This is a genomic window from Nocardia sp. 2TAF39 (genome assembly GCF_052114905.1).
In the GTDB taxonomy this organism is placed as follows: Bacteria; Actinomycetota; Actinomycetes; order Mycobacteriales; family Mycobacteriaceae; genus Nocardia.
In genome coordinates this window covers 51,368-68,336 of sequence record NZ_JBFRFQ010000039.1, presented here as the reverse complement: position 1 = coordinate 68,336, position 16,969 = coordinate 51,368, and the positions used below count along the sequence as shown (strand labels likewise).

Below are 16,969 nucleotides of genomic sequence, written 5' to 3'. Positions count from 1 at the left end.
AAGCGTTGCCGCGCTGGAGAAAGACGTCCGCGCCTGGATCACCAACTGGAACGAGAACCCCAAACCCTTCGTCTGGCGCAAAACAGCCGAGGAAATCCTCGACTCCCTAGCGAAATATATGGCGAAAATTTCGGGACCGACACACTAGTCGAGGCGCGGCGCAGGGCCGGCACTCAGTTCGCAACGGCCGACCGCGTCACGTCCTACTTCGAATTCGCCTCCGCGTGGTCGTCGGCGGGACGTGCCTGGGTCTGCTCCTTTGCCCAGCGGTAATCGGGCTTGCCCGCGGGCGAGCGCTTGATCTCGTCGACGAACCACAGGCTGCGCGGCTGTTTGTAGGACGCGATCTCCTGGGAGAGCATCGGGCGCAGTTCCGCCAAGGTCGGTCGGTTCTCGCTGCGGCATTGCACTACGGCGACCACCCGCTGGCCCCACCGCTCGTCTTCGACGCCGACAACGAGCGCGTCGAAGATCTCCGGGTGCGTCTTGAGCGCTCCCTCGACCTCCTCGGGGTAGATCTTCTCGCCGCCGCTGTTGATGCTGACCGATCCGCGGCCGAGCATGGTGACGCTGCCGTCCTCCTCCACCCTGGCGAAGTCACCGGGGATGGCGTAGCGAATCCCGTTGAACTCCTTGAAGGTCGCCGCGGTCTTCACCTCGTCCTTGTAGTAGCCGAGCGGAATGTGCCCACGCCTGGCCAGAATGCCGACCACGCCGGACCCGGGCTGCACCGGATTGCCGTCGTCGTCGAGCACATCGGTGGAGGCGTCGATCTTCACCCGCGGGCCTCCGGTGTGCGTTGCGCCCTTGGCCACGATGGACAACCCGCCGAAGCCGGTCTCCGAGGAGCCGATCGAGTCGGAAATCATCCGGTTCGGCAGCAGCTCCAGGAACTGGTCCTTGAGCGCGGGTGAGAACAGCGCCGCGCTGCTTGCCATCACATACAGGCTCGAAAGGTCATACGGCTGGCCGGTTTCCGGGTTGCCCTCGATCAGCGCGTCCAGCATCGGGCGGGCCATCGCGTCACCGGTGATGAAGATGAGGTTGATCTTGTGCTTGTCGATGGCCTGCCATACCGCGTGCCCGGAGAACTCCGAAATCATCACGGCCTTGCCGCCGCCGAACAGGCTGTGGAAGGTGGCCCACTGCGCACCGCCGTGAATCATCGGCGGGATCGGGAACCGCACCATGGCCGGACTGCCCGCGCCCACTTTCGCCAACTCCCATTCGTCCTCGACGTATTCGCCGGTGACGAAGTTGATCCCCGCGCCGAGCACGCGCCACACGTCTTCCTGACGCCACATCACACCCTTGGGCATGCCGGTGGTGCCGCCGGTGTAGAGCATGTACAGGTCGTCCGGGGAACGATCACCGAAGTCGCGCTCGCCGGAGGACTGCGCGAGCACCGCTTCGTACTCCACCGAATCGGCTGCGGTGGCGACCGTTCCGGTCGTATCGTCGTCCACGACGATAACGGTGTGCAGCGTCGGGGTGTTCGGACGAACCACGGACACCTTGTCGCTGTAGCGGCGCTCGTGAATCAGCGCGACCATGTCCGAATTGTCGAAAATGTACTGTAACTCGTTCTCGACATATCGGTAGTTCACGTTGATCATCACGGCGCGCGCCTTGAAGATCGCGACCATCGCCTCGACGGCCTCGATCGTGTTCCGTGCGTAGATGCCCACCTTGTCGCCCGGCCTGACTCCCCGTTCTTGCAGGTAGTGAGCAAGTTTATTGGCCCGCTCCTCCAGTTGGGCGTAGGTGACCTCGCGGCCGTCGTCGGCCAGCGCGACGCGGTCGGGCATCAGGTCGATGGCATGTTCGACAAGGTCCGCTATGTTGTAGCTCACAGCCTTAAAAATAGAACGTGTTACTGTTTCTGACAAGGCTCTAAGTCAGGAGAATCAGCAATGCCGCACTGCCTCGTCGAGAAGCGGGACCACGTCCTCATCGTCACCATGAACCGACCCGAGGCGCGCAACGCGCTGTCGGCGGAGATGATGGCGATCATGCGTGACGCCTGGGACCAGGTGGACAACGATCCGGACATCCGGGTGGCGATCCTGACCGGCGCGGGCGGCGCGTTCTGCGCGGGCGCCGACCTCAAGGCGATGACCGCCCAGCACCCCGGTGATTCGTTCGCGGGCGGCGGCTGGGATCTGTCCAAGATCGAGGCGCTGCTCAAGGGCCGCAGGCTGACCAAGCCGCTGATCGCGGCGGTCGAGGGTCCCGCTATCGCGGGCGGCACGGAGATCCTGCAGGGCACCGACATCCGAGTGGCCGGCGAAAGCGCGAAATTCGGTGTGTCCGAGGCGCGATGGGGCCTGTTCCCACTGGGCGGCTCCGCGGTGCGACTGGTCCGCCAGATTCCCTACACCGTGGCCGCGGACATCCTGCTGACCGGCCGGCACGTCACCGCCGCAGAGGCCAAAGAGATCGGCCTGATCGGACATGTGGTGCCGGACGGAACGGCACTGGACAAGGCACTGCAACTCGCCGGGCAGATCGCTGCCAACGGGCCGCTGGCGGTGCAGGCCATCCTGCGCACCATCCGGGAGACCGAGGCCATGGCGGAGGGGGACGCCTTCAAGATCGACGCTGAACTCGGCACGGCAGTGTTCCGTTCGGCGGACGCCAAGGAGGGTCCGAAGGCGTTCGCAGAGAAGCGCAAGCCCACGTTCACAGGCAACTGAGAGCCCCGCAACCAAGAGCACGACGCCCCCGGTTGCGCGCACGCATCGGGGGCCCCACACCGGGCTCAGCTGGCGCCCGGGTAGTCCATCCAGAACGGCTCCCACTGGTGCCCGTCCGGATCGATGAAGGTGCGGCCGTGCATGCCGACCTGCGCCTCCTGTGCCCGCTTGTCTTCGTTCACCTCTTCGGTCGCGCCTGCGGCCAGCGCGGCGGCGGTAAGGCTGTCGACTTCCTCGATGCTGCCGAGCGCGAGCGCGTAGGCGGCATTGATCGCCGCCTTCGTGTCGGCCACCGGCCGTTTGCTGAAGGTGGTGAAGAAGTCCTTGGTAAGCAGCATCAGGCAGATGTTGTCGTCGACCACGATGCAGGCGGCGTTGTCGTCTGTGAACTCCTGGTTGACCTTCCAGCCCAGCGCTTCGTAGAAGGCCTTCGACCGGTCCAGGTCGGCTACGGGGAGATTGACGAAGATCATCCTGCTGCTCATTGGCCTCTTCCTCTCGAGCGAGTCCGTTCGTGTCACTGGATATGACGGGCGCCGGACGGCGAATTCATCGCCGAGGTGTAGGTGACGCGCCACACAGCGCAGACAGGTTTAATGATCTTGATCTTCGCAGGTGGCCGCCTCGAAGACCTGTTTTGTGTCGGCGGCCTGTGGCAGGGTGACAGCCATGAACGACTCGTCCGGCTCCCCTGCCGGCCTCGCTCCCGAGGTGCTCGCCTCATTCGAGGCCCATCGTAGAGAGTTGTGCGCGTATGCCTACCGGATGCTCGGCTCCTCCTTCGAAGCGGAGGACGCGGTCCAGGAAACCTTGACCCGGGCGTGGAAGTCCTACAGCTCGTTCGAGGGTCGCGCCAGCCTACGGTCCTGGCTGTACAAGATCACCACGAACGTCTGCCTCGACATGATCGACGGCCCGCAACGCAGGGCGCGGCCGATGGATCTGTCCGGCCCGTCCCGGCCCGATTCGCCGCTGCCCGCACCGCAGCCCGACTACGTCTGGGTCGAGCCGATCCCGAACGCGCTCGCCTTCGGCGCCGACCCGGCCGAGCACGCCAGCGCCAAAGACACACTGCGCCTTGCGTTCGTCGCCGCCTGCCAGCACCTGCCCGCCACGCAGCGCGCGATCCTGATCATGCGCGAGGTGCTGCGATTCTCCGCCAACGAGACCGCCGATGCGCTCACTATGTCGCCCGCATCCGTGAACAGTGCGCTACAACGGGCCCGCGCCACCATGTCCAAAGTCCAGCCGACGGCCACTGACACCTATGACGAGACCGACGAAGACCAGCGCAGGCTCGTGGACAACTTCGTCAAGGCGTTCGAGGCCTACGACATGGATACTCTCACCACACTGCTGAAAGCCGATGTCGCGCTGTCCATGCCGCCGATCGAGCTGTGGATCTCCGGCCCGGAGAACGTGGCCGCCTTCATGCTCGGCACCGGAAGCGCCTGCCGCGATTCGCGAATGGTCCGGCTCGAGGGAGCCAACGGTCTACCCGCCTTCGGCCACTACAAGCCGGGCGGCGAGCCGGGTGTGTGGGTGCCGTGGTCGATCACGGTGCTGGAAATCGACGGCGGCACCATCGCCGGCCTGAACTTCTTCCTCGACACCGAAAAACTCTTCCCACTCTTCGGCCTGGTACCCGAACTGCGCGAGGTTTGAGCGCCGCTCCACCTATTCCAATACCCGATTCCGAGCAACCGCCCGCCTGACCTCGAATGCGTGCATGCGCCCAAGTTGAGCCGGGGCTCTTTTGGGGTCTCCGGCATGCGTACGCCCCACCGCGACGCCTAGCGTGCACCGGCTGGGTCGAGCTCGCGCATCAGGACGTCGAACTGTGTGGCATCCGGCCAGTCCGGGCGAAGTGCACCGACCCGGAACCGACCCCACCGTCGCTAGTTGTCATACGCACGGCGGTTTCTGGGCGAACAAGCAGCGTTGCGCGCTGCTCGCGTCGGGCGATGAGCAGTTCGTCATGCAGAGCACACGCCATGCCTTTGCCGGTGAACTCCTTGCGGACCATGATTTCGCTGAGTGCGAATGTGCGAGAGCCGTTCTCGGCGGCGAACGCAGCCGGGTCGCCTTCATCGAGTTGAAGACCGACCCACCATCCGGTCTTTGCGGTGAGCGGCCAACCCCATGCCTGGCCGCAGGGCTGGCTGTCGACTCGAGCGATCACCAATTCGAATGCGCCTGCGCGGCCGGGATCGGTGTACGCGTCGAATCGCCGCATGAATGCTTCGGGTGATTCGAACTCTTCGCCCGATTCGATCGCTTCAACGTAGGCGTCTCGAAAGATGCGCTCGACTTCATCGCGGAGTTCGCGCGCCTGCGCGGCGGTGTAGTGCCGGAACTCGATGCCTTCGACCAGCGACGTGGAGTGCTCGGGGCTCATGCGGTGGTCGTCACCTTTCGTGCCACTTCATCAAATCGCGACGAGAACTCGTCGGATCAGCCTTCTGCTGCTACCCGTACAGGTTCGAGCAGTCGCAGCGTACGAATGGAGGATACGGAGTCTTCCAGGTCTGCGAGGACCGATATTCCCTGCTCGACAGCGGTAATTGTAGTCCCCGCGCATACCGGGAATTTCAATGCCCGGAATCCCCGCTGACGCGGTAGTCGCGGTATATGGGCTTCTGGAACAGCGCCCGCCCGCTGCTGGTGATGCGCCAGCGGCGGCGAGTGCCTTCCGCTAGGCCGGAGCGAACGAGTTCGTCCATGGCGCGGTACACAGTCCGGCCAGGCACATCCACCCAGCCGCAGAGGTCTGGCACCGACAGTGCCCTCGGGGACTCAGCGAACAGAGCGCCCAGCACCTTCGCTTGCGATTCAGTAAGTGCCATCGGTCAGCGGTCCAATATGGTGTGAGCACGCTCGATCGCTTGCTCCTCGAGGTGGTCGGCGTATTCCTCAGGAGTGTAGGACTGTCCGTCGGCGCCGACGACGTACAGGGAGCCGTCGATCGAGGACTCCCTGTAGCCGATGGGTTCGTCATTCGCCATGGTCGGCTCCATCGCCTGATCCGAAGCTGTAGGCGGCCGCCGACAGGTATTGGAGGCAAGTAGGGCCGTGGCCGCCGTGGACGTTAGCCACGAATCGGGCGTGGTCCAATGAACGAAATGTGCCCTCGGAATGGCAATGGCGGTGGAAGTGGCGCCACTGCTCGGCGTCGGCGAGCGTCATCATCGGACAGCCCCTGGCTTGACGCGTCCGTCCTCGATGAGAACGTCGAGCGCGGCAGCTTTGTCGGCACACGTTTCGGTGTCGCAGCTGATCCGCGCCTGCCACACCAGGTGTGCGTCATCGGGCGTATAGGGGATATCGGGCGCAGCATGGCACTCCACGACTCCCTTCACGGGACAGTCAAAGAAACAGAGCGTGCCGTAGATGATGGCGGCGACTACGAAGGCGATGACCAGAGCTGTGGGCATTTGGGCTATACCCCCGGGCCTGTTGTGTGTGTCCGGACCCCCGGGCCTGTTGTGTGTGTCCGGCAGGTGGTTTCCCCGATGCCAGGGGACGCTGCACCCCGGCATCGGGAGGTCTGGTCCGCCCACTCGCGGACGGCGTCGGCAACGCGTTCTATCAGCTCGATAGGTTGCGGGCTGCAGTTGCCTGTGAGTGGCGCACCGCTGATAAACGGGATTCGTTGCGGCAGTTTTGCTTTGGACATGACTTCCTCTCCTCGGGGCGGCGTTACCGGGCTGTCTGTGCGCCCTTCGCCCGGTCGGCGGTCGCCATCTGCGAGTGATGGGGTCGGGAAGATCAGGCCGCTCACGCGGTGGCACTGGCGGGGCCGGGGATCGCGTCGTCACCAAGTTGTTTGGAGACGAAACCAGTCGCCAATGCCAGCGCCGCCTCGTGGCCGTCGGCGGCCAGAGGCAGCCATGGGAGCGTCAACTCATTCAGCACCGCCCCGACGTAGTGGTCGGCGAGTGTCCGGAATTGCTGGTCGCCGTCGCGGGTTTTGTTGGTGCCCAATGGAATATCTGGGTCGAGCTGCGTGCGGAAGACGAGGTGATAGCGGTCGCTATGGGCGCGAGCCAGCGTTTCCAGATATGCCCATCCATCTGGGTCTGGGGTCTCGCCGCGATAGTCCAGAGCGGCCCGGTAGTAGCCCAGCGCGTCGGGGACCGCGCGGTCGACCAGCACCACATCACCGTGCAGCCATGCCTCGAGCTCGTTACTGATACCGCGCGTCATGATCCACTACGTGGAGGTCCAGGTGTGATTCCACAGAATCGGCAAGCCCAAGCGTTGCGCTTGCTCGCCCAGGTCCGCGACCGTGGAGACTTGCACGCCAGTCCGGCGTAGCTCGTGAGCCAGCCGGGCAAGGAAGGTGCTTTTGCCGGTGGAATGGGTGCCGACCACCGCGATGGTGACCGGCTGATCGAGGGAATTCACCACAAACCTCTTTCGGGTTCTCGGACAGGCAGGAACTCGGGAAGGCCAGCCGCAGTGACCAACTCGGGCCAGTCCAGTTCGCCATCGGTGATCAATGCGCACAGCAACTGCCACGCGGCCCAGGTGTCGTATCCGGCGCGGTGGTAGCCCTGCCCGGCAATGGTGCTGGTGTCGAGTTGGCCGCGTTCGATGAGTTTGTCCAGCGCATACGAATCCAGCCCCTGCCAGACCGTCTTTGCCAGCCGCAGCGTGTCCAGAATCAACGGCGGGTTCCAGTCCGGCAGATGCGCTGTGAGGACCTTGCGCTCGACAGCGGCGTTGTGGGCGATCAGCACCCGCCCGCACAAGGCTTCGTCGATCTCGTCGACAACCTCTCGCCAGGGCGGGCAATCGGAGAGATCGGCGTTAGTGATCCCGTGGACCTTGCGCGTGACGATCGGTGTCACCGGCTGTTGCGGCTGGACCAGCCACGATCGCAACGCATCCGGGGTCGTCGGCCCGTCTATCAGCAACACCGCAATCTCGATGATCTCGGGTGGATTATGCCCGTTGCCTTCCACGTCGACCACGGCTAATTGCCGCTCGCGCAGGGTGTTCGGGAACGGAATCGGTGTCGTCATGATGGCGTGTTCTCCCTCGTGGTGGGCCAGCCGAGATCGGCGCGGCCATGACGGTTGTGGTGGTGTGGTTTGCCGATGTCGTGGACCTGGTAGCCGTAACCGTGCTGGAGGCAGTAGCGGCGTTGCTCGTCCAACCCGGCCACGACCGCAGCGCGGTCGTTGACCTCTATGAGGGTGCCGCCCAGGTCGGCTGCCTGATCGGCGACATGCCGTTCGTCGGGGCGTCGCCATGCCCGAGCGCACCGCTGTAGCTGTGCGACCGGGCAGATGTCGCACAGTTCGCGGATGCCGTAATGGCCGTTGTAGTCGGCGATTCCGTGCGCGTAGGCGACCGCGCAACTGGTCTTGCGGAACAACGCGGAACCGGGCCGAATGGTGTGGGCAGCATTGAGAATCCGTCGTTCCAGCACCTCGGGGAACACCTTGCGCCGGGCACCGTCCGGATACGGTTCGGGCAGTCCGTTCGCCCGGTAGTAGTCGCGGATCTGGTCTTTGAAGAACAGGCCAGTGAACACGGTCGCGTGTGCGTGGTGGCTCAGCGTGAGCGCACGGCGTAGATGCTCGTCCGAGTCGTTGAGACCCGGCACTATCGGCCGCCAGTACAACACCACCCGATAGCGGTCCGCGCGCTCGAACGCGGTCGCCAGCGACCGCGTCGCGATCGTGGAGTCCACCGGCTCTACACCGGGGTCATCGATGCCCGAATGTGTTACCAGCACAGTAACTTTCAGGTTCTTGATCGAGTTCAGGACCGCGCAATCCTCCGGCTCGACCCGCCACCGAGTGATCACCAGAACGTGGTTGGTCAACCCGCGCGCATCCAGCAGTTTCAGCATGGTGAAGGTGTGCTGCTTGACCCTGGGCAACATCGGGTCGGTAGCCCGGTTCAGCAGCTGGATCGGTGTGACGTGCGGCCGGAAGTACCGATGACCGGTCAGCAGGTCGGCGGCCTCCTGGTCGTCCATCAGCGCTCGCGGAACCTTCATCTCGAAGTTGTCGAACAAATGCCGCACGCAATACCCGCAATCCAGCGGGCACCCCGCAATCCAGTTCACGCTCAATCCGGACTTGCGGTACTCGATCACGTCCAGCAGTTCTGGCCGCATCGTCGCTCGCTGTGCCACGTCCAGCAGCGGAACGCCGTGGCGGGTCGTCGTTCTCATGGCCTGCGCCTCCCACTCGATTCCAGGCCACCCCGTTTTGCGGTGCCTACAACGAGCAGACCGCCACACCCCCAAGGCAAGGAAGAAGGCAAATCGCCAGAAAGCCGATTTGCCACCACCGTGCGGTAGGTAAGAATGAACCAATGCAGGGGGCACCAATGAACGACCCGACCAGCGAATCAAAACGGCAACCAGCAAGCATCGCCGACCAGTTGGCGCGCGAAATCAAACATCGCAGGCAAGCGGCGGGCCTGAGTCAGCGCCAGCTCGCTGCCAAGATTCGCTATACCCGTCAGTACGTCGGCATGGCCGAGAGTCAGGACGCCGTGCTCCCATCGCGCGAGCTCGTGGCCGCGCTGGACGCCGGGCTCGGTGCGGACGGCGCACTGGTCACACTGCGCGCGCAGGCCCACGACGCGCAACGCGCCACGCGCAACAGGTCGACCGCCCCCGAGAACACGGTCAACGGCACCACCGTCATGTTGCCGGTTATCGTCGACGGCCGAGTTGTATCACTGCCTCTCGATCCGCGTATCGTCGGTCTAGCGGGTGGCGGTCTTGCCGGTCCCGCTTGCGAATCCGAAGACGATGGGGATTTTTCTGTGATAAACCGTCGCGCACTCCTCACTCAAGGAATTGTAGTCGCTGCAACCGGCGCATTAGACCCCGACCTTATTCGTAACTGCGACCCCGTAGAGGCTGTCGCTCGTTCAAGACAAATTTCTGAACGCACCCTCACTAGCTTTACGGCAGTAACCCGCTTATTTGCAGGTCAAAGACAAAGCATTGCACCCGATGCACTATTGCCACTCATTTCGGCGCATCGAAATTCGGTGACAGCGCTGTTTCGGAGCGCCGCCGACGAACGTGTCAAGAATCAGATCGGTTTCCTCCTTGGCGAAACCTCAATCGTGGCGAGTCGACTCTGGAGCGCGACTGGAGATCGTTCGATGGCGCTGGCAAGTTGCGCATTCGCAAAGCGTCTTGCGGACGATATTAGAGACCCAGCACTCGGCGGGGTTGCAAGAATCTTCGAAAGCAATCTCCGCTCGGACGCCGCAACGCTGATCGGTTCAGACGGCGATGACGGTCTTCAGCTGCTCGGGGAAGCTGCGGCAGTCGCCGATGTTCTTCCGCCCGCCGCGCAAGCTCGGATAGCAGCGGAGCAAGCACAGGCATTCGCAGTGTTGGAGCTGGCCAGGGAATGTCGAGAAGCACTAGCGCGCGCACGCCGCGCTGTAGACGAGATCGCCGAGCCCGATCAGACCGGTCTTTTCAGCGACTGGAATCCGACACGGATTATGGTCTATGAAGGAACATGCTGGCTATTCCTTAACGAACCTCAGAAAGCGATAACTGCATTGAATCAAGCCATCAGCACAACCGCAGCAGATAATCGGAATGTCGCTCTCGCCGCACGAGTAGACCTTGCGAGCGCCCATGTACTGAGTGGCGAACTAGAGGAGGGGTGCCGAATGTTGGGAGATGCATACAAAAATCTAGTTGCAATGGGAAATTCGCGAGGGATCGAACGCGCTCAGCGTGCGCTTGGCCGACTCGAGCCATGGAGAACTGAAACACCGGTTCGGGAGCTTCGAGAGAGGATAGAAACCCTCAAGCTCTCCTAACTATTACCCGCCAAGAAATCTACGGCCGAGACCACCATATCCGTGTCCAGCCGGTCCAAGACCGCGTCGGGAGAATGCTGCTCGAGCTCATCGCGGGGCATTCGATGCGCGACCGCAATAACGTGAAAACCTGCATGACGAGCACAAGCAATGTCGTTCGGGGCATCACCAATGACAACCGTCCGACTCGCATCGAGCGTAGTGCCGTATTGAGCGGCGAACCGTTCGACAACCACGGCAGGAAGCTCAAACCGGTCACGCGCGTCATCGCCGAACGCGCCGATACCCAGATCCAGGTATCGGTCCAGGCCCGATACGCGAAGTTTAACTTCGGCTGCTACACGCAGATTTCCGGTCAAGACAGTCTGCACGAACCCACGTTCGTGCAGCGAGGCAATGGAATCAAACGCACCGGGATACGCTGGCTGCTCACGGGCAAGTTCCTGTTCCCCCTCGAACATCACACGGGCCAGCACCTCGTGAAACTGCTCGACGCCCTCTTCGGCAACTTCCGACTGCACCCCCGAAGCGACAGCAGTATCCACAACGATCGACTCATCGGTGTAGCCATGCACGCGCGTCTTCGGGAAGACGATCGACTCCTCCTCAAGAGCATATGTGCGGGCGACAGCCCTTCGGAGCCAACGCAAGTCGGCCGGTATCAAGGTGCCGTCAACATCCCAAACGACCAGACCCGCGTAAGCCGCACTCATACCGAGCATTCTGGCATGAGGTCTGTCTGAGCGGCACTCTGCGCGTCCGTGTCCGTGATGGGTGACCCACCGGCCGACTCGGAGCTGACCTACTAAACGTAGCGGCCTACACTCTGGGACGATCGCTTGTCTCCTGGGTGGTTGCTGCTCAGCCGTTGCCCGCTCGTCATCAATCCCGCCATTAAAGATTTTTCGGTAATAGAGTGAGTTGCTGTCAGAGAAGAAGCCCGGTGTAGTCGAGGAAGTTGAAACACAGATCATAGTTCGTGCCGACGCGTTCGAGCCCGGTTTCGGTAGCGGCGCGGGCTTCATCGATCGTGTCGGGACACAGATTGGCCAGTTCGGTGGATTTGATGTTGCCCCAGACCATTTCGATAGGGTTAAGTTCGTAACCGTAGGGCGGGAGTTGCTTGACGGGCAGCCACGTGCGTTGGGTCGCGATCCAGGCTTTCATGGCCTTGGAGCGGTGCGAGGGCAGCCCGTCCCAGATCAGGCTGACCGCGTCACCAGCGAAGTGCACACCCAGTGCGGTGACGATTCGATACCTGTTGCCGCAGGGCACCATTCGCCGGTGGAACAAGACCATCTCGACCGGGGCGCTCGGTATGGCCCGGCTTACGGGCCCGGACGACCGGTCGATTCGGCCCGATGCGCCGATAGCATCCTCCTGTCGAGGTTTTCCGATCAGTTGCGTCCGGGCTGCAGCGTGCGGTCGAACAGGGCGAGCAGTTCCCGCCAGTGGTGTTCGGTGGCCGCGGCGTCGTAGGCGGCGGTGTCGGCCTGGGTGTAGCCGTGCTGGGCACCCTCGTACACCTCGCAGGTATAGCGGACGCCCGCGGCCTCGAGTGCCTTCTCGAAGCGATCGAACTGTTCCGGATACTGCTTGACGTCCGCACCGGCGTGGCCGTAATACAGCTCTGCGGTGATGGTTCCGACCGAGAGATGCGGGCTGTCGGCAGCATCGGTGACCAGCGGCCCGCCGTGGAAGCCCGCGGCGGCCGCCACCCAGTCCGGGAATGCGGCGGCCGCGCGCAGCGCAAGCGCGCCGCCCATGCAGTAGCCGGTGACACCCACCGGGCCATCGGCGGTTCGGGAGAATCCCGCCAGCCAGCCCAGGTACGCGCCGGCGTCCCGGGCGACCAGGTCGGGGGTGAGTTCGACGATCATCGGCACGAGCTGCTGGAAGATCTCGGGCCGCTGTGCGGGATCGATGAAGTCCGGCAGTTTCACTACGGGCGCGCGACCGTGCCGGTAGAACACGTTCGGAGCCAGCACCGTGTAGCCGTGCGCCGCAATGTGATCGGCCATCGTCCGCAAGCTGGGCCGCAGGCCGAAACCATCCATGTACAGCAGGACACCTGGATGTGGGGCGCCGTCGTCCGGGTAGACCATATAGGCGTCGGCGGCGCCGTCCGGCGTTGGGATATCCACCGATATGCCTTGGACAGCAGCAGTCATGGGCAGCAATATCTCCTCGTACGTCGGCACCCTCGAGCCCGTCGAAACAAAGTGGAAGCCTCCGCTTCGAGTGCGACGTCAGGTTTACCACATCGCTCCGATTCGAGGCGAGCACCGGCCATCGCAGGAGAGCCTGCTGGCGATTTCCCCACGCCGGGTGTCCACACCAAGGCATACGAACACAGCAGGGGTGAAGCGGTGGGATTCAACTGGTGGCGGGAAGCCGAGCCGGTCGACGAACAAGAGATCGTAGACCGCTACAGGCCGAGTGGAGAGCCGAGCGCCGACGGATCAAGGTCGACGGCGCCCGGCCCGCTGACGCTGGCCGGTGGCCGGTGGCCGCACGAGACACCCGACCAACCACTGAGCGTGCCCGAAGCGCACTGGACCATGCAGCGGCATCGCAGGCGCCAGGTGCAGAGTTGCCCGCGTAAGCCTGCGGCGCGGCAAGCGCTGATCGACGCGGGCCGGATGAAGTCAGACACATCACGGGAGTACTGAGCGGTGAGCGAGTTGGAGGCACGGGAGCTAGGACGCCGGGATATAGCGGTCGCGGAGCTTGCGTTTGTAAAGCTTGCCGTTGGGGTCGCGCGGCAGTTCGGGCAGGTAGTCGATCGACTTGGGCATCTTGTACTTCGCCAATTGTGTTGCGGCGAATGCCAATAGCTCGGCGGTGAGCTCGTCGCTGCCCTTCGCGCCGTCCGCGGGTTGCACGACCGCCTTCACCTCCTGGCCCCAATCAGGGTGCGGGATACCGAAAACCGCCACATCGGCGACCTTCGGATGGGTGACGAGCACGTTCTCGATCTCGGCCGGGTAGATGTTCACCCCGCCGGAGAGGATCAGATCGGAGCGCCGATCGTGCAGGTAGAGGTAGCCGTCCTCGTCGAGGTGTCCGATGTCGCCGACGGTGAACAGGTCTCCGACGCGCGAGTCCTCGGTCTTGGCTTTGTCATGGTGGTACTCGAAACTCGAGGCGCCCATGCGCATGTAGACCAGGCCCGGCTCGCCGACCGGTACCTCGGAGCCGTCCTCTTCGCTGAGCACCTTGATCACCGACCACGGCCACGCCTTGCCGACCGAGCCCGGCTTGCGCAGCCAGTCGGTGCCATTTATCACCGTGCCGCCACCCTCGGTGGCCGCGTAATACTCGGTAACCGTCGGTCCCCACCACTCCAGCATCTGCCGCTTGGTCTCCAGCGGGCACGGCGCGGCGCCGTGCACCATGCTGCGCAGCGAGGACACGTCGTACTTGGCGCGCACCTCCTCCGGCAGTGCGAGCAGCCGGTGGAACTGCGTGGGCACCATGTGGCTGTGCGTCACCCGATACTTGTCGATCAGCCGCAGCATGTCCTCGGCGTCCCAGCGATCCATCAGAACGAGCTTGTGGCCCAGCTGGATCGAGATGGTGGCGAAGTTCAGTACTGCGGTGTGGTACAGCGGCGAGCCGCAGATGTGCACATTCTCGTCGTAGGGAGCGAGCTCGAAGAGGCCGAAGAACGCGGTGCTGTGCGGCGGGACGACGTCCGGGTCGGCCCCGGTGAGCGGGCGCCGAACACCCTTGGGCCGCCCCGTCGTTCCGGATGTGTAGAGCATCGGCGCGCCGGTGCTGCGGTTCGATGGACGTCCGGTATCCGCGGCGCCGAGCCAGGCCACCGACTTGAAGCCCTCGATCTCGCCCACCGAAAAGCGTGCCGACGCGGGTAGTCCCGCCTCGTCGGCCGCGGCCTTGGCGGCGGCGGCGAACCGATCGCTGGCGATGAACGCCTTCGCCTCGCTGTCGGACAGGATGTAGGCCACCTCCGGCCCGGTGAGATGCCAGTTCACCGCGACGATGTACAAACCGGCTTGATAGGCAGCGAAGTAGGCGGCGATCGCCTCGACGCTGTTGTGCACCATGCTCACCAACACGTCGCCGGTTTCCAGGCCGAGCCCCCGCAGACCGGTGGCGTAACGGTTGGCGAGCGTTGCCAATTCGCGATACGTCACGTCCCGGCCCGAGGGATCGACCATCGCGATCCGGTCGGGTTCGGCTTCGGCGATGTTCCACAGACCGAGAATTTTCACTGACTCCTGCGTCGTCACCCCATTGAATCTAGAACGTGTTCTACTATTCGACAAGGGCTGCGAGCCGATGCATTTGCGGGATGTCCGGAACCGATACCAACATCATGGTGACGCCCGCCGCCGCCCACACCCCGAGTTGCTTGCGGACATACTCCTCGTCGCCGATGATCGCGGTGTCCAGAATCAGCTCGTCCGGCACCATGGCCGCGGCCTCGGCCTTCTTGCCCGCCTGGAACAACCGCCCGATCTCGTCGACCTCGCGCTCGTACCCCATGCGCCGATAGACCTGGGCATGGAAGTTCAGTTCGGGCGCGCCCATGCCCCCGATATAGAGCGCCATGATCCAGCGCATCCGCTCCAACTCGCTCGCCGGGTCGTCGGTGATCACCACCTGGCAGCTCGCGGCGATTTCGAAGTCTTCCCTGCTACGCCGTGCGCCCGCCCGGGCGAACCCCTCGTCGAGCCAGTCGTTGTACATCCCGGCCAGCCTGGGCGCGTAGTAGATGGCCAGCCAGCCGTCGGCGATCTCCGCGGTGAGCGCCACATTCTTGGGCCCCTCCGCTCCGAGCCAGATCGGCAAATCCGCACGTAACGGATGCACGATCGGCTTGAGTGGCTTGCCGAGACCGATCGAGCCCGGCCCGGTGTAGGGCAGTGGGTAGTGCGGGCCCTCGCTGGTGACCGGCGCCTCCCGAGCAAGCACCTGCCGGACGATCCCGACGTACTCCCTGGTGCGCTGCAACGGCTTGGCGAACGGCTGGCCGTACCAGCCCTCGACCACCTGCGGCCCGGACACGCCGAGACCGAGAATCGCGCGACCACCGCTGAGGTGGTCGAGCGTGAGCGCGTGCATGGCGGTGGCAGCGGGTGTGCGCGCCGACATCTGCACCACCGAGGTGCCGAGGCGGACCCGCCGCGTCGACGAGCCCCACCAGGTCAGCGGGCCGAAGGCGTCCGACCCCCACGATTCGGCGGCGAATACGGCGTCGAACCCGGCTTCCTCGGCCGCCACCACCAACTCCCCCGCGTTGGCGGGCGGCTGGGCCATCCAGTACCCGAGTTGCAATCCGAACTTCATGTCGAACCCCTTTCCGATCAATTGCTTGCCACCAGAATAAGAACCTGTTCTACTCGATATCGTGACTCAGGGGAATTCTGCATCCACGGCAATCGCCGGTGGGAGTGCCACGGGATTGAACACCGCGGCGCGAGCGACGGGCCCGGAGGCGGCAGAGCGCCGCCAGTCGGATTCAGCGCCCGACGTACTCAGCGCGCCCCTGCGGGTGCGTTTCGATTACACCCGCTCCGTCGGAACCACCATCGGAACCTTTCTGACCGAACTGCGCGACCACAAGATCGTCGGCGCGCGCGGCTCGGACGGCCGCGTGATCGTGCCACCGCCGGAATACGACCCGATTACCGCCGAACCGTTGACCGAGTTCGTCCATGTCGCCGACACCGGCACCGTGGAATCCTGGACCTGGGTGCGCGAGCCGCTGCCTGGACAGCCGTTCGACCGTCCGTTCGCCTGGGCGTTGATCCGGCTCGACGGCGCCGACACCACACTGCTGCACGCGGTGGACGTCGACGAACCCGAAGACATCCACACGGGATTGCGCGTAACCGCCCGATGGGCGGCACAGACCGAGGGCAGCATCCGCGACATCGCCTGCTTCGAGCCGGGCGAGAAGTCCGGCGTCCCGACCGGATTCGGCAGCACGGCCGACCCGGTCACGATGATCACGACGCCGGTCGACCTGCCCTACAAACACACTGCCTCCCCGCAGGAAACCGTCTACCTGCGCGGCTTGGCCGAGGGCAAGCTGATCGGCGGCCGCACCGACGACGCGGGCAAGGTGTACTTCCCGCCGCGTGGCGCGAACCCCACCGACGGCAGGCCGACCAACGACTTCATCGAGCTGCCCGATCGCGGCACGGTCACCACCTTCTGCATCGTGAACGTCCCGTTTCTCGGGCAGCGGATCAAGCCGCCGTACGTCGCGGCGTACGTGCTGCTGGATGGCGCGGACATTCCGGTGCTGCACCTGGTGCTCGGGTGCGAGGCGAACGAAGTGCGCATGGGCATGCGGGTGGAGGCGGTATGGAAGCCGCGCGAGGAGTGGGGCTACGGCCTGGAGAACGTGGACCACTTCCGCCCCACCGGGGAGCCGGACGCCGACTACGAGACCTACAAGCATCACCTCTGAGAGAGGCGCA

At 64.2% G+C, this 16,969-nt stretch carries 20 protein-coding genes; 5 read left to right on the top strand and 15 right to left on the bottom strand.

Features of this window, described 5'->3' with window-relative positions; genetic code table 11:
- Nucleotides 1-203: 203 nt before the first annotated feature.
- Nucleotides 204-1,853, bottom strand: coding sequence for an acyl-CoA synthetase (locus AB4Z47_RS22540; protein WP_441953298.1), 1,650 nt, complete (start codon nucleotides 1,851-1,853; stop codon nucleotides 204-206).
- A 60-nt stretch (nucleotides 1,854-1,913) separates the two neighbouring features.
- On the opposite strand from AB4Z47_RS22540, the gene AB4Z47_RS22535 reads away from it, so the two are divergent.
- Nucleotides 1,914-2,696, top strand: coding sequence for a crotonase/enoyl-CoA hydratase family protein (locus AB4Z47_RS22535; protein WP_441953297.1), 783 nt, complete (start codon nucleotides 1,914-1,916; stop codon nucleotides 2,694-2,696).
- Between the two features lie 65 nt (nucleotides 2,697-2,761).
- Here AB4Z47_RS22535 and AB4Z47_RS22530 read toward each other — a convergent pair whose 3' ends face one another.
- The gene (locus AB4Z47_RS22530; RefSeq protein WP_441953296.1) at nucleotides 2,762-3,181 is read right to left on the bottom strand and encodes a VOC family protein; all 420 of its coding nucleotides are present in this window, start codon (nucleotides 3,179-3,181) and stop codon (nucleotides 2,762-2,764) included.
- Between the two features lie 184 nt (nucleotides 3,182-3,365).
- Here AB4Z47_RS22530 and AB4Z47_RS22525 point away from each other — a divergent pair, with 184 nt between their 5' ends.
- On the top strand, nucleotides 3,366-4,361 hold the full coding sequence (locus tag AB4Z47_RS22525; RefSeq protein WP_441953295.1) for a sigma-70 family RNA polymerase sigma factor: 996 nt from the start codon (nucleotides 3,366-3,368) through the stop codon (nucleotides 4,359-4,361).
- A gap of 160 nt (nucleotides 4,362-4,521) precedes the next feature.
- Here AB4Z47_RS22525 and AB4Z47_RS22520 read toward each other — a convergent pair whose 3' ends face one another.
- From AB4Z47_RS22520 to AB4Z47_RS22485, 8 genes are all read right to left on the bottom strand, one after another.
- The gene (locus tag AB4Z47_RS22520) at nucleotides 4,522-5,094 is read right to left on the bottom strand and encodes a GNAT family N-acetyltransferase (RefSeq protein WP_441953294.1); all 573 of its coding nucleotides are present in this window, start codon (nucleotides 5,092-5,094) and stop codon (nucleotides 4,522-4,524) included.
- Nucleotides 5,095-5,287: 193 nt separating this feature from the next.
- The gene (locus tag AB4Z47_RS22515) at nucleotides 5,288-5,542 is read right to left on the bottom strand and encodes a hypothetical protein (RefSeq protein WP_441953293.1); all 255 of its coding nucleotides are present in this window, start codon (nucleotides 5,540-5,542) and stop codon (nucleotides 5,288-5,290) included.
- A gap of 3 nt (nucleotides 5,543-5,545) precedes the next feature.
- A complete protein-coding gene (locus AB4Z47_RS22510; RefSeq protein ID WP_441953292.1) occupies nucleotides 5,546-5,701 on the bottom strand; it encodes a hypothetical protein in 156 nt (51 codons plus the stop codon).
- A gap of 180 nt (nucleotides 5,702-5,881) precedes the next feature.
- Entirely contained in the window at nucleotides 5,882-6,130 is a 249-nt protein-coding gene (locus AB4Z47_RS22505; protein ID WP_441953291.1) for a hypothetical protein, read from the bottom strand.
- Nucleotides 6,131-6,473: 343 nt separating this feature from the next.
- Nucleotides 6,474-6,902 carry a hypothetical protein gene (locus AB4Z47_RS22500; RefSeq protein WP_441953290.1) on the bottom strand — a complete coding sequence of 143 codons (429 nt, stop codon included), beginning with the start codon at nucleotides 6,900-6,902 and terminating at the stop codon, nucleotides 6,474-6,476.
- 6 nt (nucleotides 6,903-6,908) lie between these two features.
- Nucleotides 6,909-7,103, bottom strand: coding sequence for a hypothetical protein (locus AB4Z47_RS22495; RefSeq protein ID WP_441953289.1), 195 nt, complete (start codon nucleotides 7,101-7,103; stop codon nucleotides 6,909-6,911).
- Nucleotides 7,100-7,723 carry a 3'-5' exonuclease gene (locus AB4Z47_RS22490; RefSeq protein WP_441953288.1) on the bottom strand — a complete coding sequence of 208 codons (624 nt, stop codon included), beginning with the start codon at nucleotides 7,721-7,723 and terminating at the stop codon, nucleotides 7,100-7,102. Before AB4Z47_RS22490 ends, AB4Z47_RS22495 begins: the two co-directional genes overlap by 4 nt.
- Entirely contained in the window at nucleotides 7,720-8,886 is a 1,167-nt protein-coding gene (locus AB4Z47_RS22485; protein ID WP_441953287.1) for a radical SAM protein, read from the bottom strand. The genes AB4Z47_RS22490 and AB4Z47_RS22485 overlap by 4 nt, the downstream gene beginning before the upstream one ends.
- A gap of 158 nt (nucleotides 8,887-9,044) precedes the next feature.
- Here AB4Z47_RS22485 and AB4Z47_RS22480 point away from each other — a divergent pair, with 158 nt between their 5' ends.
- Entirely contained in the window at nucleotides 9,045-10,514 is a 1,470-nt protein-coding gene (locus AB4Z47_RS22480) for a helix-turn-helix domain-containing protein (protein ID WP_441953286.1), read from the top strand.
- On the opposite strand, the gene AB4Z47_RS22475 is transcribed toward AB4Z47_RS22480, so the two are convergent.
- The 3 genes from AB4Z47_RS22475 to AB4Z47_RS22465 form a co-directional block, all read right to left on the bottom strand.
- On the bottom strand, nucleotides 10,511-11,227 hold the full coding sequence (locus AB4Z47_RS22475; protein ID WP_441953285.1) for an HAD family hydrolase: 717 nt from the start codon (nucleotides 11,225-11,227) through the stop codon (nucleotides 10,511-10,513). The two genes, AB4Z47_RS22480 and AB4Z47_RS22475, sit on opposite strands and share 4 nt — an antisense overlap.
- Nucleotides 11,228-11,441: 214 nt before the next feature.
- On the bottom strand, nucleotides 11,442-11,813 hold the full coding sequence (locus AB4Z47_RS22470; protein WP_441953284.1) for a transposase: 372 nt from the start codon (nucleotides 11,811-11,813) through the stop codon (nucleotides 11,442-11,444).
- Nucleotides 11,814-11,911: 98 nt separating this feature from the next.
- The gene (locus AB4Z47_RS22465; RefSeq protein WP_441953283.1) at nucleotides 11,912-12,685 is read right to left on the bottom strand and encodes a dienelactone hydrolase family protein; all 774 of its coding nucleotides are present in this window, start codon (nucleotides 12,683-12,685) and stop codon (nucleotides 11,912-11,914) included.
- Nucleotides 12,686-12,883: 198 nt separating this feature from the next.
- Here AB4Z47_RS22465 and AB4Z47_RS22460 point away from each other — a divergent pair, with 198 nt between their 5' ends.
- Nucleotides 12,884-13,186: a hypothetical protein gene (locus AB4Z47_RS22460; RefSeq protein ID WP_441953282.1), complete on the top strand. Its 303-nt coding sequence runs from the start codon at nucleotides 12,884-12,886 to the stop codon at nucleotides 13,184-13,186.
- A 27-nt stretch (nucleotides 13,187-13,213) separates the two neighbouring features.
- On the opposite strand, the gene AB4Z47_RS22455 is transcribed toward AB4Z47_RS22460, so the two are convergent.
- Both AB4Z47_RS22455 and AB4Z47_RS22450 read right to left on the bottom strand, forming a co-directional pair.
- A complete protein-coding gene (locus AB4Z47_RS22455; RefSeq protein ID WP_441953281.1) occupies nucleotides 13,214-14,770 on the bottom strand; it encodes an acyl-CoA synthetase in 1,557 nt (518 codons plus the stop codon).
- A 25-nt stretch (nucleotides 14,771-14,795) separates the two neighbouring features.
- On the bottom strand, nucleotides 14,796-15,830 hold the full coding sequence (locus AB4Z47_RS22450) for an LLM class F420-dependent oxidoreductase (protein ID WP_441953280.1): 1,035 nt from the start codon (nucleotides 15,828-15,830) through the stop codon (nucleotides 14,796-14,798).
- 199 nt (nucleotides 15,831-16,029) lie between these two features.
- Between AB4Z47_RS22450 and AB4Z47_RS22445 the strand changes: the two genes are divergently transcribed.
- Nucleotides 16,030-16,959 (top strand): Zn-ribbon domain-containing OB-fold protein, encoded by a 930-nt coding sequence (locus AB4Z47_RS22445; RefSeq protein ID WP_441953302.1) that lies wholly within the window; start codon nucleotides 16,030-16,032, stop codon nucleotides 16,957-16,959.
- Nucleotides 16,960-16,969: the final 10 nt, after the last annotated feature.

What these genes read in the sequence shown, in the direction of transcription:
- AB4Z47_RS22535 (WP_441953297.1), top strand. Translation starts at nt 1,914, where the DNA reads ATGCCGCACTGCCTCGTCGAGAAGCGGGACCACGTCCTCATCGTCACC.
- AB4Z47_RS22530 (WP_441953296.1), bottom strand. Translation starts at nt 3,181, where the DNA reads ATGAGCAGCAGGATGATCTTCGTCAATCTCCCCGTAGCCGACCTGGAC.
- AB4Z47_RS22525 (WP_441953295.1), top strand. Translation starts at nt 3,366, where the DNA reads ATGAACGACTCGTCCGGCTCCCCTGCCGGCCTCGCTCCCGAGGTGCTC.
- AB4Z47_RS22520 (WP_441953294.1), bottom strand. Translation starts at nt 5,094, where the DNA reads ATGAGCCCCGAGCACTCCACGTCGCTGGTCGAAGGCATCGAGTTCCGG.
- AB4Z47_RS22515 (WP_441953293.1), bottom strand. Translation starts at nt 5,542, where the DNA reads ATGGCACTTACTGAATCGCAAGCGAAGGTGCTGGGCGCTCTGTTCGCT.
- AB4Z47_RS22510 (WP_441953292.1), bottom strand. Translation starts at nt 5,701, where the DNA reads ATGGCGAATGACGAACCCATCGGCTACAGGGAGTCCTCGATCGACGGC.
- AB4Z47_RS22505 (WP_441953291.1), bottom strand. Translation starts at nt 6,130, where the DNA reads ATGCCCACAGCTCTGGTCATCGCCTTCGTAGTCGCCGCCATCATCTAC.
- AB4Z47_RS22500 (WP_441953290.1), bottom strand. Translation starts at nt 6,902, where the DNA reads ATGACGCGCGGTATCAGTAACGAGCTCGAGGCATGGCTGCACGGTGAT.
- AB4Z47_RS22490 (WP_441953288.1), bottom strand. Translation starts at nt 7,723, where the DNA reads ATGACGACACCGATTCCGTTCCCGAACACCCTGCGCGAGCGGCAATTA.
- AB4Z47_RS22485 (WP_441953287.1), bottom strand. Translation starts at nt 8,886, where the DNA reads ATGAGAACGACGACCCGCCACGGCGTTCCGCTGCTGGACGTGGCACAG.
- AB4Z47_RS22480 (WP_441953286.1), top strand. Translation starts at nt 9,045, where the DNA reads ATGAACGACCCGACCAGCGAATCAAAACGGCAACCAGCAAGCATCGCC.
- AB4Z47_RS22475 (WP_441953285.1), bottom strand. Translation starts at nt 11,227, where the DNA reads ATGAGTGCGGCTTACGCGGGTCTGGTCGTTTGGGATGTTGACGGCACC.
- AB4Z47_RS22470 (WP_441953284.1), bottom strand. Translation starts at nt 11,813, where the DNA reads ATGGTCTTGTTCCACCGGCGAATGGTGCCCTGCGGCAACAGGTATCGA.
- AB4Z47_RS22465 (WP_441953283.1), bottom strand. Translation starts at nt 12,685, where the DNA reads ATGACTGCTGCTGTCCAAGGCATATCGGTGGATATCCCAACGCCGGAC.
- AB4Z47_RS22450 (WP_441953280.1), bottom strand. Translation starts at nt 15,830, where the DNA reads ATGAAGTTCGGATTGCAACTCGGGTACTGGATGGCCCAGCCGCCCGCC.